At 64.9% G+C, this 14273-nt stretch carries 13 protein-coding genes and 2 pseudogenes; 10 read left to right on the top strand and 5 right to left on the bottom strand.

Annotated elements, in window-relative coordinates; translation table 11 throughout:
• Nucleotides 1–50: 50 nt before the first annotated feature.
• A complete protein-coding gene (locus ACIGJB_RS23190) occupies nt 51–1595 on the bottom strand; it encodes a tripartite tricarboxylate transporter permease (RefSeq protein ID WP_483734608.1) in 1545 nt (514 codons plus the stop codon).
• A gap of 4 nt (nt 1596–1599) precedes the next feature.
• On the bottom strand, nt 1600–2091 hold the full coding sequence (locus ACIGJB_RS23185; RefSeq protein ID WP_483734607.1) for a tripartite tricarboxylate transporter TctB family protein: 492 nt from the start codon (nt 2089–2091) through the stop codon (nt 1600–1602).
• A gap of 475 nt (nt 2092–2566) precedes the next feature.
• Here ACIGJB_RS23185 and madL point away from each other — a divergent pair, with 475 nt between their 5' ends.
• From madL to ACIGJB_RS23150, 7 genes are all read left to right on the top strand, one after another.
• Nucleotides 2567–2962, top strand: a complete 396-nt coding sequence (madL, locus tag ACIGJB_RS23180) for a malonate transporter subunit MadL (RefSeq protein ID WP_483734606.1) — start codon at nt 2567–2569, stop codon at nt 2960–2962.
• Between the two features lie 14 nt (nt 2963–2976).
• Nucleotides 2977–3759, top strand: coding sequence for a malonate transporter subunit MadM (madM, locus tag ACIGJB_RS23175; protein WP_483711697.1), 783 nt, complete (start codon nt 2977–2979; stop codon nt 3757–3759).
• A 236-nt stretch (nt 3760–3995) separates the two neighbouring features.
• Nucleotides 3996–4964: a Bug family tripartite tricarboxylate transporter substrate binding protein gene (locus ACIGJB_RS23170; protein WP_483734605.1), complete on the top strand. Its 969-nt coding sequence runs from the start codon at nt 3996–3998 to the stop codon at nt 4962–4964.
• The gene (locus ACIGJB_RS23165) at nt 4961–6259 is read left to right on the top strand and encodes a 3-isopropylmalate dehydratase large subunit (protein WP_483734604.1); all 1299 of its coding nucleotides are present in this window, start codon (nt 4961–4963) and stop codon (nt 6257–6259) included. The genes ACIGJB_RS23170 and ACIGJB_RS23165 overlap by 4 nt, the downstream gene beginning before the upstream one ends.
• On the top strand, nt 6256–6786 hold the full coding sequence (locus ACIGJB_RS23160; RefSeq protein WP_483734603.1) for a LeuD/DmdB family oxidoreductase small subunit: 531 nt from the start codon (nt 6256–6258) through the stop codon (nt 6784–6786). The genes ACIGJB_RS23165 and ACIGJB_RS23160 overlap by 4 nt, the downstream gene beginning before the upstream one ends.
• Nucleotides 6783–7637 (top strand): isocitrate lyase/PEP mutase family protein, encoded by an 855-nt coding sequence (locus ACIGJB_RS23155; RefSeq protein WP_483734602.1) that lies wholly within the window; start codon nt 6783–6785, stop codon nt 7635–7637. The genes ACIGJB_RS23160 and ACIGJB_RS23155 overlap by 4 nt, the downstream gene beginning before the upstream one ends.
• A 71-nt stretch (nt 7638–7708) precedes the next feature.
• Nucleotides 7709–8530 carry a GntR family transcriptional regulator gene (locus tag ACIGJB_RS23150; RefSeq protein WP_483734601.1) on the top strand — a complete coding sequence of 274 codons (822 nt, stop codon included), beginning with the start codon at nt 7709–7711 and terminating at the stop codon, nt 8528–8530.
• 75 nt (nt 8531–8605) lie between these two features.
• On the opposite strand, the gene ACIGJB_RS23145 is transcribed toward ACIGJB_RS23150, so the two are convergent.
• The gene (locus ACIGJB_RS23145; protein WP_483734600.1) at nt 8606–9775 is read right to left on the bottom strand and encodes a hypothetical protein; all 1170 of its coding nucleotides are present in this window, start codon (nt 9773–9775) and stop codon (nt 8606–8608) included.
• A 444-nt stretch (nt 9776–10219) separates the two neighbouring features.
• Between ACIGJB_RS23145 and ACIGJB_RS23140 the strand changes: the two are divergent.
• Both ACIGJB_RS23140 and ACIGJB_RS23135 read left to right on the top strand, forming a co-directional pair.
• Nucleotides 10220–10434: pseudogene (locus tag ACIGJB_RS23140) on the top strand (aliphatic sulfonate ABC transporter substrate-binding protein); the annotation flags it as partial.
• Between the two features lie 218 nt (nt 10435–10652).
• Nucleotides 10653–11132 (top strand): Lrp/AsnC family transcriptional regulator, encoded by a 480-nt coding sequence (locus tag ACIGJB_RS23135; protein WP_483734599.1) that lies wholly within the window; start codon nt 10653–10655, stop codon nt 11130–11132.
• A gap of 9 nt (nt 11133–11141) precedes the next feature.
• Here the strand turns inward: ACIGJB_RS23135 and ilvB are convergent.
• Both ilvB and ACIGJB_RS23125 read right to left on the bottom strand, forming a co-directional pair.
• Nucleotides 11142–12479, bottom strand: a pseudogene (ilvB, locus tag ACIGJB_RS23130) (biosynthetic-type acetolactate synthase large subunit); the annotation flags it as partial.
• A 23-nt stretch (nt 12480–12502) separates the two neighbouring features.
• The gene (locus ACIGJB_RS23125; RefSeq protein ID WP_483734598.1) at nt 12503–13435 is read right to left on the bottom strand and encodes a LysR family transcriptional regulator; all 933 of its coding nucleotides are present in this window, start codon (nt 13433–13435) and stop codon (nt 12503–12505) included.
• A 149-nt stretch (nt 13436–13584) separates the two neighbouring features.
• Between ACIGJB_RS23125 and nfsB the strand changes: the two genes are divergently transcribed.
• Nucleotides 13585–14238 carry an oxygen-insensitive NAD(P)H nitroreductase gene (gene nfsB, locus ACIGJB_RS23120; protein ID WP_483734597.1) on the top strand — a complete coding sequence of 218 codons (654 nt, stop codon included), beginning with the start codon at nt 13585–13587 and terminating at the stop codon, nt 14236–14238.
• Nucleotides 14239–14273: the final 35 nt, after the last annotated feature.

The raw sequence follows: 14273 nt of genomic DNA, 5'->3' as shown, positions 1-14273 counted from the left end.
CCTGGTCTGCCGGGGCTTGCGTCTCAGCGCTTCCGTTCAGTCGGCCGCCATTACTCGTTCACCGCCAGCCCGGCATCCGGCACCTCGACCACCGGCGCCTTCTTGCCACCGCGCGCGCGCCATGCGGACCACGTGACCGCGATCACCAGCAGCGCGGAGATCACCACGAACACGCAGCTGATCGGCCGTTCCACGAACACCGCCAGGTCGCCGCGCGACAGCAGCAACGCGCGGCGGAAGTTCTCCTCGACCATCGGCCCGAGCACGAAGCCCAGCAGGATCGGCGCCACCGAGAAGTTCAGGTACATCAGCAACGCCCCGATCAGGCCAAAGGCCAGGACTTCCCAGATCTGGAACAGGCTGCTTTGCGTGCTGAACACGCCCACGGCGATAAAGAACATGGCCGACGGGAACAGGTAGCGGTAGGGCACCTGCAGCAGCTTCACCCACACGCCGATCATCGGCACGTTCAGGATCATCAGGATGACGTTGCCGATCCAGAAGCTGGCAATCAGGCCCCAGAAGATGTCCGGGTGATCGCTGATCAGCTGCGGGCCCGGGGCGATGCCCTGGATCATCAGCGCGCCCAGGATCAGTGCCATCACCGCATCGCCGGGAATGCCGAGGCTCATCGTCGGGATGAAGTCCACCTGCGTCTTCGAATGCGACGATGCCTCCGGCGCGGCCACGCCGGCGATCATGCCCGTGCCGAATTTCTCGGGCGACTTCGAGATCTTGCGCTCCAGCGCATAGGCCACGAAGGTCGTGATCGTCGGGCCGGTACCTGGCATGGCGCCGAACAGCGTACCCACGCCGGTGCCCCGCACCATCGGCCAGAACGCCTGCTTCAGCTCGGCCAGGCTCGGACGCATGTCGCGGATGCGCAGCTTGGCGTTGCTGGTCACCGTCTTCATGCGGTTGACGTTGAGGATGAAGTCCGCCACGCCGAACAGGCCCATGGCGATGGCAACCAGTTCGAGTCCGTCGCTCAGTTCGGGAATGCCCATCGCAAAGCGGAACGTGCCGGTATTGACGTCCGTCCCCACCACGCCGCAGAGCAAGCCGAACAACGTCATCGCCACGCCCTTGAGCGGCGACCCGCGCGACATCGTCGACCCCGCCAGCAGCCCGAGCAGCATGATGGAGAAAATCTCCGCGGGGCCGAACTTGAACGCGATAGCGGTCAGCAACGGCGATGCGAAGATCATCACCAGGATGCCCACCGACGCGGCAAAGAACGAGCAGATCATGGTGATGCCCAGCGCCGTGCCGCCCTTGCCGGCACGCGTCATCGGATACCCGTCGAGGCACGTCACGGCGTGCGGCGGATGCGAGGGCAGGTTGAGCAGGATGGCGCCAATCGCGCCGCCATATTGCGAGCCATAGAAGATGCCGGCCAGCATCAGGATGGCGGGCACCGGATGCATCGCGTACGTCAGCGGCAACAGGATCGAAATGGCGGAGAGCGCGCCCATGCCGGGCAGCACGCCGATCAGGTTGCCGACCAGCACGCCGAAAAACGACCACATCAGGTTGCTGCCCTGGAACGCGACGCCGAAGCCGAACCAGAGGTCATGCAGAGCATTCGATACCATGGCTTCACCTTCCCCAGATAAACAGCGGCAGCTGGATCTGCAGCAGCCAGGAGAACACCACGGCCGCGATCACGCACATCGCCACGGCCAGGCCGGCAGCCTGCTTGACGTTGTTGCTGCGGTCACCGAGCGCCGAAATGAAGACGATGGCAAAGGTCGCCGGAATCATGCCGCCATAGACGCCGAACAGCAGGAACGCGAGCGTGCCCAGCACGATGCAGACCGTGCCGCGCAGGTCGGGCGCCGCATGGCTGTGCCCATGTCCCGACGCCTGTTCGGCTTGCGCCGATGGCGCAGGCTCATTGCGGGCGGACATGGCGATCAGCACGCCAACCAAGGTCAGCAGCGTGCCAATGGCCACGGGGAAGAAGCCCGGGCCCATATGGCTGAGCGTGCCAGTGTGGTACTGCAGTCCGGCAAGTACCGCTGCCAGCCCGGTCAGCACCATCAGGGCGCCGCCGTAATAGTCCTTCTTGAAGCGTAGGGCCTGGCTCATTGGTCGGCCCCCCGGCAGCCCTGCGGTGGGCGCTGCATAGTGTGATCGCACATCGTGTGTCTCCTTCGGTGCCCGCGCATGCGGGTCAGGCAAATCTACAAGCGATGTCTTGCAATGGGCTTTCAGGCGGCTTGCGGGAACCTTACGAAATACATCACGACGTGATGTATTTGGCGCGGGAGAGGGCGGCCTCGGTGTAATCCCCTGTATTGAATGTAAGGCGGCGATAGTTGTATTAAGGAAGGGACAGGCATGGCGCCGGATAGGGAGACGGCACGTCTTTGGTGGTACCGGTGGCGTGCAAGCCGATCGGAAAAATGTGCTTCCGGAGGGGGCCGCCGATCAAAATGCTTAACCGTACCGTAATGATCGGGCGTTGCTGGTTGATTGATGCCGGCCCGCGCGGTTCCTAGAGTTGTGTGCAAATGACCGGCTCCGCGACATGCGGTGCCTAAAACGCCAACCGGAGACAACCATGATCATCTACGGCACCGCATTACTGGCCATCTGCCATCTGGTGGGCCTGTATCTCGGCGACTTGCTGGGCGCCGCCATCGGCGTGAAGTCCAACGTCGGCGGCGTGGGCATCGCCATGCTGCTGCTGATATTCCTGCGGCTTTACCTGCATGACCGGGGCCTGATGCCGAAAGAGACGGAGGCCGGTGTGGGCTTCTGGGGAGCGATGTATATCCCCGTGGTCGTGGCGATGGCCGCGCAGCAGAATGTGGTGGCCGCGCTGCGTGGCGGCCCGGTCGCATTGCTGGCGGCCATCCTGTCGGCGGCGGCCTGTGCCTGCCTGATTGCGCTGCTCAGCCGCTCCGGCGACCACGAGCCGCTGCCGCCGCTGCCGGCCGAAGCCGTTTCCCGATAAGCCAGGAGATCGCCATGACTATCGCTTCCCCGGCCACGATGTTCGACAACGTCCTGCTCCACAACGGCCTGGTAACGGCATTTGCCACCGTAGGCATCGTGATGTGGGTGTCTTCGCAGATATCGAAGCGGCTCACGAAAGGGCGCCTGCATGCCTCGGCCATCGCCATCATGATCGGCCTGGCGCTGGCGTACTACGGCGGCGTGGTGACCGGCAAGGAAAAAGGACTGGCCGACTTCGCGCTGTTCTCGGGCATCGGCCTGATGGGCGGTGCCATGCTGCGGGACTTTGCCATCGTCGCCACCGCCTTCGAGGTGCAGGTGCGCGAGGCCCGCAAGGCGGGCATGGTGGGTGCCGTGTCGCTGTTGCTCGGGACCGTGGTGCCGTTTATCGTCGGCGCGCTGGTGGCGCGGGCATTCGGCTACAGCGATGCCGTCAGCATGACGACCATCGGCGCCGGCGCGGTGACCTATATCGTCGGCCCCGTGACCGGCGCGGCGCTGGGCGCCAGCTCCGACGTGATTGCGCTGTCGATTGCCACCGGGCTCATCAAGGCCATCATCGTGATGGTCGGCACGCCGTTCGCCGCCGGCTTCCTCGGACTGAACAACCCGCGCGCCGCGATGGTGTTCGGTGGGCTGGCAGGTACGGTCAGCGGCGTATCGGCCGGCCTGGCGGCCACCGATCGCCGGCTCGTGCCCTATGGCGCGCTGGTGGCCACGTTCCACACGGGGCTGGGGTGCCTGCTGGGACCGTCGGTGCTGTACCTGGCCACCAAGGCGCTGGTCGGCGGCTGATCCGAGGTTTCACATCCGTGCACGGCCTGCTGCCGTGGTGTGGTAAAGGCCGCTAGCCTGAGGTGGCGGTCGCGCCAGCGGACTTCATCAGGTGCACAGATCGCTCCATGCCTTCCCGGTGTGCCCTGGCCGCACTGGTCCGGTAGACAGGACCACCCGGTTCCATTGAACGGCCCGGCGGCCGGGCATACAGTCGGACTGCCCCTGAAGCAGACAAGACAGCGGTGGAGACCGATATGCCCCTGAGCAGAAGACAATTACTGGCCGGCGCTGCGCTGGCTACCCTCGCCACGATCGCATCCGCCGTGCAGGCCGCCGCGGACAAGCCGATCACGATCGTGGTCGGCAGCCCGGCGGGCGGTACCACCGATTCACTGGCGCGTTTGATTGCCCGCTCGATGGGGGAAACGCTCCATCGCAGCGTGGTGGTCGACAACAAGCCCGGCGCCGGCGGCAATATCGCCGCGCAGTACGTGGCGCGCAGCGCACCGGACGGTTCCACGCTGCTGATGAGTTTCACCGGCCATACCATCAACGCGTCGCTGTACAAGAACCTGCCGTTCGACGCGGTCAGGGACTTCACGCCGATCACGATGGTCGCGCGTGTGCCGAGCGTGCTGGTGGCGCGCAAGAACGCGCCATTCGACAACACCGCGGGCCTGATCGATTACGCCAAGCGCAATCCCGGCAAGCTCAGCTTTGCCATCGGCGCGCAAGGTTCGTCGCTGCATCTGGCCAGCGAGCAGTTCAAGCAGCAGACCGGCACGGATATTCTCAACATTCCCTACAAGGGCACCAATCCGGCGCTGACCGACCTGCTGGCCGGCACCGTGGACCTGATGTTCGCCAGCACCGTCAATGTGCTGCCGCACGTCAAATCCGGCACGCTGAAGATCCTGGGCGTCAGCAGCAAGCAGCCGCTGGCGCAGTTCCCGGGCGTGCCGGCGATTGGCAGCACCGTCAAGGGCTTCGAGTCATCGGCGTGGTTCGGGCTGTTCGGGCCCGCGAAGCTGCCGCAGGCCACTACCGACCAGCTTTATCGCGCGGTCAAGATCGCGGTGGAGGATCCTGCCTACAAGCAGCGCATGGAGGCCGAGGCGGCCGGCGCCGTCAGCATGACGCCACAGGCGTTCGCACAGTTTGTGCGCAGCGATATCCAGCATTGGGCCAAGGTGATCCAGGCGTCTGGCACGCGGGTGGAATGATGGCGCGGGATTCAGTACAGGACGCGCCGCAGACCCTGGCGCAGAAGCTGCTGGCGCGCGCGGCGGGCCGCACGCACGTCACGCCGGGAGAGATTGCCACCTGCCGCGTGGATCTGGCGATGATGCACGACTCGGGCGGTCCGCGCCGGGTGCAGCCGCTGCTGGAGAAGATCGGCGCGCGCGTCTGGGACCCGTCCAGGGTAGTGGTCGTCACCGATCATTACGTGCCGGCGCATGACCCCGACAGCCAGAGGATCGTGCAGATCGCGCGCGACTGGGTCAGGGAAACCGGCGTGGCGCGCTTCCATGACATGGAAGGCATCTGCCACGTGGTGGTGCCGCAGAAAGGCTATCTGCGCCCCGGCATGTTTGCGGTGGGCGGCGACAGCCATTCATCGACCGGCGGCGCGTTCGGCGCCTATATGTTCGGCATCGGCGCCACCGAGATGCTCGGCGTGCTGGTAACCGGCGAGATCTGGGTGCGCGTGCCCGAGACCATCCGCATGCAGTGGCACGGCCGGCTGGCCGCGGGCGTCTCCGCCAAGGACATGATGCTGCGCATGTGCACGCAGTTCGGCATGGACGGCGGCCAGTACCAGGCTGTGGAATACACGGGCGCTGCCGTGGCGGCGTTGTCGATGCAGGAGCGCATGACACTGTCCAACATGACCGCCGAGCTTGGCGCCCAGGTCGGCCTGGTCGCGCCGGACGCGGTCACGCGCGACTGGTTGCGCGCCGCCGGGGTCGAGGACGAAGCCATCGAGCTGGCGCGATGGACTTCCGATGCCGGCGCCGAGTACCTGGCCACGCATGACTTCGACGCTGCCGCGCTCGCGCCGCAGGTGTCGCGGCCGCATACGCCGGCCGACGCCGGGGACGTCGACACCCTGGGTAATGTGGCCATCGACATCGCCTATATCGGCGCCTGCACCGGTGCCAAGCTCGACGACCTGCGCATGGCCGCGGAGGTACTCCGGGGCCAGCGCGTGGCACGCGATACGCGACTGCTGGTGGCGCCCGCCAGCGCCGCCGACCAGGCCCAGGCGGCGCGCGAAGGCACGCTTGCCGCGCTGGTCGACGCAGGCGCCGAATTGCTGCCGAACGCCTGTGGCGCGTGCGCCGGCTACGGCGAACACCGCTTTGGCGAAGACACCGTGGTGATCAGCGCCACGGCGCGTAATTTCAAGGGACGCATGGGCGCCGCCTCGTCGCAGGTCTTTCTTGGTTCGCCTTACACGGTCGCCGCCTCGGCGATCGCGGGGCGCATTGCTGATCCACGGGAGATGCTGGCGTGAACCTGGCTACATCGCATGAAACGGGTCGCGCCTGGGTCTTCGGCGACGATATCAATACTGACCTGCTGGCACCTGGCGCCTACATGAAGTTCGGCATCGGCGAACTGGCACGCCATTGCATGGAGCATGTCGACCCGACGTTCGCCGCTACCGTGCGCCCGGGCGACATCGTGTTCGGCGGGCGCAATTTCGGTGCGGGGTCCTCGCGCGAGCAGGCGGTCGAAGTGCTGCGCCACCTGGGCGTGGTTGCGGTGGTGGCGCAGTCATTCGCGGGCCTGTTCTACCGCAACGGCTTCAACCTCGGCCTGCCCCTGTTCATCTGCCCCACGCTGCCGCAGATCAAGCCGGGACAGCGCGTTGCCTGCGATATCGACAACGCCCGGGTGGTCATCGAAGGCGCATCGCTGGTGCAATGCGAGGCGATTCCGCCCCACCTGATTGCCATGATCCGCGACGGCGGGCTGGTGCCGCACCTGGCGCGCAAGATCGCGGCGGGCCAACTTTCCCTGACCACAACCACACCATGACCTTCAAGCAGCGCCTGCAACAGCCTCGCATCGTCACCGCCCCGGGCGTCTACGACGCCTTTTCCGCCTTGCTGGTGGAACAGGCCGGCTTCGAGGCGGCCTACCTGTCGGGCGCCAGCATCGCCTATACGCGCTTCGGCCGGCCGGACATCGGCTTGCTGTCGCTCGACGACGTTGCCTCGGTCACGCGCAATATCCGCGAACGCGTGGCGTTGCCGCTGATCGTCGATGCCGACACTGGTTTCGGCAACGCGCTCAATGTCGTGCAGACCGTGCGCACGCTCGAGCGTGCCGGGGCCTCGGCGATCCAGCTCGAGGACCAGGCGAGCCCCAAGCGTTGCGGCCACCTCGATGGCAAGACGGTGATTCCGGCAGCGGAGATGGCGGGCAAGATCCGCGCCGCCTGCGACGCGCGCCGCGACGCCAATACGCTCATCATCGCGCGCACCGACGCGGTGGCGGTGGAGGGCATGGCAGCGGCGCTGGAACGTGCCGAGCGCTATGCCGAGGCCGGCGCGGACCTGCTGTTCGTGGAAGCGCTACGCAGCCGCGACGACATGTCGGCGGCGATCGCCCGGCTGGGGCAGCGCGCGCCGCTGCTGGCCAATATGGTCGAAGGCGGCAAGACGCCGGTGCTGGCCGCGCCGGAACTGGAGGAGATCGGCTTCCGGGTTGTGATTTTTCCCGGCGGCACCGTGCGCGCGCTGGCCTTTGCGCTGCGCGACTATCTGCAGAGCCTGGGCGCGCACCACACCACCACGCCTTACCTGGACCGCATGCTGTCGTTCCAGGCCCTCAACGAACTGATCGGCACGCCCGAGATGCTGGCGCTGGGCAAGCGGTACGAGTAGGGCGCGGGGCGGCTTGCTCTGACGGTGCGACGGGCGTACCGTTGCGCCATGTTTTGCCACCGCAGTCTTCCATGCCGCTGATGACCTTCGACGCCAGACCCGACCTGCCGCGCTTCCAGCAAGTCCGCCTGATCCTGCGCGACCGCATACGCGGCGGCTATTACGAGACCGGCATGCCGTTGCCAGGCGAGCGCCAGCTGGCCGAGGAATTCGGCGTGGCGCGCGTGACCGTGCGCTCCGCGCTGGCGCGGCTGCAGGAAGAGGGCATGGTTGCCCGACTGCGGGGCAAGGGTACGGTGCCGACTTTCCGGCATGAGGCGTCCGCCGCCACGGTGCAGGGCGGCTTGCTCGACAATATCGTCAGCGTCAGCATGCGCACGCGCGTGACCGTGTTGCAATGGAAGCGCATGCCGGCGCCGCCTGCGGTCAGCGCCGCGCTGGGCCTGCCGCCCGGCGCGCCCGTGCTGAAGGTCGTGCGCGTGCGCAAATTCAAGGCGCAGCCGATCGCCTACACCGAGGTCTTCGTTCCTGATGACCTTGCCGGTGCGCTCGACCGCCATACGCTGCAGGACACGCCGATGCTGGTGGCGCTGGAACAGCATGGCGTCCATGTCGTGTCCGCCGACCAGACCCTCGGCGCCGCCGTGGCCGACCTGGATGTCGCGCGCATCCTGCGCATCACGCCCGGGGTGCCGCTGCTGCGCGTCGCGCGCATCGCCACGGACCGGCACGGCCGGCGCGTTCAGTACCTGGTCGGGCTATATCACCCGGAGCGGTATACCTACCAGATGCGGCTGTCGCGCGTGGGCGGCTCCACGCGGGTCTGGATCGACGCGGATGCATCCAGGGCGGCGGAACAGGGCGGGGCGACACCGGCGTTGCCCTTGGAATGAGAGGGCGTGACGCCGATGCCCCAATCGATCGCGACAGAGGATGCGACAGACGTGGAGGTCCGCACGCGGACGGAATCAGCTCTCGCTTACGCCCGTATCGAGAATGCGCTTGTAGAAGCCGATTTCATTGATGATCGCCACGCCAGTGTTGGCCCGGAGCAAAGCCATCTGCTGTTGCGCCCGCGCCCTGTCTCCCCGTTTCGCCGCCACATAACCCAGCAGCATCCACGGATAATTCGCGCCCGGTTCGATCTGCGTGGACCAGGTTGGCGCATGCTCGTTCAAATAGGCATAACCGATGTCATACCGGTTTTGCGTTGCTGTGGTATCCGCGGATAGCGGCACGTCGTACAACTGCGGAAAGACCTGGGTGACCGTGCCGGGATAGAAGCCCGGATTGACGGTCTGTTCAACATCGGCCGCATAGAAGTTGGTTCCATTGGACAACTGTTGCATGCCGGCCGAGACCGACGCGGCCACTTGCCTGTAGTAACCGGCATCGCCGTCGCCAATCGAGTCGAGGGCAGCGGCAAAGTCGACCAGGCCACGGTAGTTCTCGGTATTGTCTTCGGTGTACGCGATATCCGATTGCCTGAAGACCGGACAATAGCTCGGATCCGTGGGGGGTGCGTAGTCGCGCCGAAATACCGGAATCAACCCGTTCGGCTTTTGCGTCGCGGCGAGGTTTGAGTATGCAATGGATTTGAGGACTGGCAGGTTATCGCGGAACCATGCGACATCACCAGTGACCTTCAGGTATTCGGACGCCAGCGAAAGGAAGCTCGAGGCATACGAATCATTTGAGTCTGCCGGACATGCAACGGGTAAATTGGTATCGCCGCCGAATTTTACGTCATTGATGGTGTAATTCGATCGGTCTACGTTCCGGATATAGACGTTCATATAATTCCGGACTTCACTGGGTCGTTCCCTGATGAACGGGAGTAACCCGAGATTTGCGAAATACCAGTTCAGATAGTTGCTGCCGATGCCGACCTGATAAGCGCCGGCGAATGGTCCGGTGGCAATCTTCAGTGCATCCAGGTGATCGAGGATATTGAATCCTGTCGTCGAGGTACTCTGCGGAGAAGTGATTTGAATGGTTGAATTTTGAGTGGGCGCTGCCTGGGTCGAATTTTCGCCGCCACCGCCACAAGCAGCCAATGCCAATGGAACGGCTGCCATAAATATAAGATTTTTTTTATAGAATTGCTCACCGAAAAACTTTGCTTCTTTTACATCCATGCTAGATTTAATTTAATGATATAAATTTGGAACGATAATATCCCTTTCCGTCTGGAGGACGGATTATTAAATACTGGGATTGACCGGATTGACGATTGGACAGACCACAGTAGCGGTCTCGCGTCGCGCGTAGATAACGGGCGAGCGAAAAATCCGAAACGTTACTTGGGGGTGAATTCGCCACAAAGTGCCCGATTCACCTCTAAACGACTCTACCGGTCGTAATTTGCAGAAGCGGAATGATAACCGATTGCGTCAGGGCGACAGTCAAACGCCTGGAACTCCGCGCTGGCACGACGGCAGGATGGCGAGTGGAGGGGTTCGCCAACGTGGCCAGGCTTCACGGGTCAAACGGGCACTTCCATGCGCGGCGCATAAGCTAAGCCGACTTCCTTCGTTCCCATCGCCTGCCAGCATGCGTACGCTGGCAGATCGTCCAGACATGCGGTGCCGCCGTTCGCGCTGGCCGCCGGTGCGAATCTGACCTACTACGCCAGCGAGGCACCCTCACCTTCCGCGCAGGCCATCGTTGTCAGGCAGGATTCTCCGATCCATTCCGTCACTCAACTCAAGGGCCAGCGCGTGGCGTTCGCGAGAGGTGCCGGTGCACACTACCTGTTGCTGGAAGAACTCGGTGAGGGGGACTGTCGATGCGCGATCGAGATGCGCGCCACCGGACAGCGCATCGATATGGACGTGATGACGTCGCAAGCCCGGCGCCGCGAAGCCGGCGGCTGGCGGCAGGTGACGTTTCAGGCGACCAACCGCTGAGTCCCCCGGCGCCACCCTTGCCGGCATGCCTCAAGGTCCGCGCTATCGAACGGTAGTGCGGGCCGGTTTCGCTTAAACTGTCCCGCGTTACCGATGTCCGTCAGCCATGTCCATTTCCGATCTCGACGCCACGCACCTCAAGATTCTCGACGCGCTCCAGCGTGACGCCAGCCTGACCAACGTGCAGCTGGCCGAACGCGTCAACCTGTCGGCGTCGCCGTGCCTGACGCGGGTGCGCGCGCTGGAAGAGCGCGGCCTGATCCGCCAGCGCGTGGCGCTGCTGGATCCGCAGAAGCTCGGCCTCAACGTCAATGTGTTCATCCATGTTTCGCTCGAACGGCAGGCGCGTACCGGCCTGGACGCCTTCGAGCGCGCGGTGTGCGCGCTGCCCGACGTGATGGAGTGCTATCTGATGACGGGCGACGCGGATTACATGATCCGCGCCGTGCTGCCCGACGTGCAGGGCGTCGAGCGTTTGATCGTCGACGAGATCACGCGCATTCCCGGCGTCGCCAGCATCCGCACGAGCTTTGCGCTCAAGCAGGTGCTGTACAGCACGGCGCTGCCGCTGCGGCATTTGCGGTAGGCGTGCGCCTCAGGGATGACTGGACGGCACCGGTTCCAGCGCGGTCTCGCGCAGCAGCATCTCGTCGAGCCCGCGTCCGCCACGGATCATCGGCCAGACGTTCTCGCTGCCATCCACGTGGATGTCGAGGAACACCGTGCGGGTCTTCTGGGCCAGCGCCTCGCGCAGGGCCGGTTCCACGTCGGACGGCTTCTTCACCTGGATGCCGACATGGCCGTAGGCGCGGGCCAATGCGGGAAAATCGGGCAGGGCTTCCATGTAGGACTGCGAATAGCGGCGCTCGTACTCCACGTGCTGGAGTTGCCGCACCATGCCAAGGTAGCCGTTGTTGAGCGAGACGATCTTGACGGGCAGGTCGTACTGGCGGCACGTGGACAGTTCCTGGATGCACATCTGGATCGACCCGTCGCCGGTCACGGTGATGACATCGCTGTCCGGAAAGGGGTGCTTGACACCCATCGCGTAGGGCAGGCCGACGCCCATCGTGCCGAGGCCGCCCGAGTTGATCCAGCGGCGCGGGCGCGCAAAGCGGTAATGCTGGGCCGCCCACATCTGGTGCTGGCCGACGTCGGAGCAGATGAAGGCGTCGTCGCCGGCGATATCGCACAAGGTCTCGATCACGAATTGCGGCTTGATGCGCTGCGCGTCGCGCGCGTACGCGAGACATTGCGTCGCGCGCCAGGCGGCGATGTCGCGCCACCAGGCGTCGCGGGTGCCAGCCTCGGGCGGCGCTTCGGACAGGTGCGCGAGCAGGCTGCGCAGCACGCGGCGGGCGTCGCCGACGATAGGCACGGTCGGCTTCACGCGCTTGCCGATGCTGGCCGGATCGATGTCGATATGAATGATCTCGCGCGGGGTGGCGGCGAAGCTCTTCACGTTGCCGATCACGCGGTCGTCGAAACGCGCGCCGATGGCGACGAGCACGTCGCAGTCCTGCATCGCGCGGTTGGCCTCGTAGGTGCCGTGCATGCCCGGCATGCCGACAAAGCGCGGGTCCGCGGCGGGAAAGCACCCGAGCGCCATCAGCGTGGTGGTGACCGGCGCGTCGGCCAGCCGGGCCAGTGCCGCCACTTCGGCCGCCGCGTCTGCCGCGACGGCCCCGCCGCCGACGTACAGATAGGGCCGGCGCGCCGTGCGCAGCAGCTTCGCGGCGTGGCGAATCTGGCCTTCATGACCGTCGAGCGCGGGGCGGTAGGAACGGATGTCGATGGTATCCGGGTAGTCGAAGACGCCGGCGGCCAGCGCGACATCCTTGGGGATATCAACCAGCACCGGGCCGGGCCGGCCGGTGCGCGCGAGGTGGAAGGCCTTCTTCAGCGTGACGGCGAGCTCGGCCACGTCGCGCACGTTCCGTTTCGTCGAAACCGCCCCTAGCCGCCCGTCGGCGGCGCATAGCCTGGCATCCGTTCGCTCATGGCCATCAGTGGGACGAGCAGGGCGGCGTGCAGGTACCTGACTGCGGGCGAGAACTGACGGCGATGCGGGCAGACCAGGTTCAGGGGTGCCCGCTCGCCCGGCTGGTCAGGTAGCAACTGTTCCAGCCGGCCTTCTTCGACGTCATCGCAGACATCGAGCCAGGACTTGTAAGCGATGCCGCGTCCATCAAGTGCCCAGCGCCGCGCGATTTCCGCGTCGTCGCACATCAGCGTGCCCTTGATGGTGATCTGCCGCCGGGCGCCGGCGACGGGAAAGCTCCAACGGTCATGGACCCGGCCGCCCAGCACATATGGCAAGCACTGGTGCGCGAGCAAGTCGTCGAGCGATGCGGGCCGGCCGTGGCGCCGAAGATAGTCCGGGGACGCCACCAGCACGCGGCGATTGTCGGGCGCGAGGGGCAGGGCGACATAGGTAGCGTTTTCGTTCATGCCATACCGGAAGGCGACGTCCACCGGATCGCGGAAAACATCGGAGACCTGGTCGGACAGCGACAGCCTGAGCACAAGTTTGGGGTGGGATTCCCGGAACGCGGTCAGCAGCGGCAGCAGGATATTGCGGCCGAGGTCTGACGGGGCGGCGATCTTCAGCGTGCCCTGCAATGCCCGCTGCTCGCCGTGCAGGCGGTCCCTGCCTTCCTTGAGCTTGGCCAGCACCTCATCCGCATATGGCAGGTACTCCTCGCCCTCGGCAGTGAGCCGCAGGCTGCGCGTGGACCGTGCAAACAGGCGGATGTCGAGCTCCTTCTCCAGGCGCTGGATGGCAGCGCTGACCTGTCCAGGCAGCAGGTCGGCCTCGCGCGCGGCATTCGAGAAGCTGCCAAGCGCTGCGGTTCGTAAAAAAAGTTGCAGATCATCGAGTCGGATCATTTTCACTCTGATAGTGAAAGTCTTGCCGAATTTTCCCAGTTTTTCGACAACGCCGCAGCGACGAGAATGCCGAACTCGTCCCCCGGCTAGACGACACGCACGAAGCTGAACGATTTCCCGTATTTCCCGAACATTCGCTGGAGCAGAATATGAATTTCACTGACGCCGTCCTTTCCCGCCATACCGTCAAGGCTTACGAAGGCGGTAAGACCTTGCCCCAGGAGCAGGTCGACATGCTGCTGGCGTGGCTGCACAACAGTCCGTCGTCGGTCAACTCGCAGCCGTGGCATTTCGTGGTGGCGTCGACGCCAGAGGGACGCGAGACGATCGCCAAGGCGGCCACGGGCACGTTTTCCTACAACCATCCGAAGATCGTCGATGCCTCGCACGTGATCGCCCTGTGCATGCGTGCCGACATGGATGAAGCGCATCTGCGCGCCATCCTGGCGCAGGAGGAAATCGACGGCCGGTTCAAGATTGAAGGCGCTCGAGAAGGTCAGGACAAGACGCGGCGTTCGTATGTGGACTTGCATCGCTACGCGCTGCGCGATGTGCCGCAATGGATGGAAAAACAGGTCTACCTTGCCCTGGGCGGTCTGCTGCTGGGCGCTGGCATGCTGGGGATCGATGCGACGCCGATGGAGGGCTTCGACGCGTCGGCGCTGGATGCGGCACTCAAGCTGCGCGAGCGTGGCCTGACCAGCGTCGTACTGGTGTCGCTGGGCCGCCGCAGTGAACAGGACTTCAATGCCGGACTGCCGAAGTCGCGCCTGCCGAAGGAGGCAGTGTTCACGAATATCTGAAGTGGATTCTCCATCGCTGCCGGGTTGGGGCCTGC

The organism is Cupriavidus sp. C2SS-8b (assembly GCF_057073745.1).
Note: the sequence above shows the minus strand (reverse complement) of the source record. Positions and strands in the feature narration are given on the sequence as shown.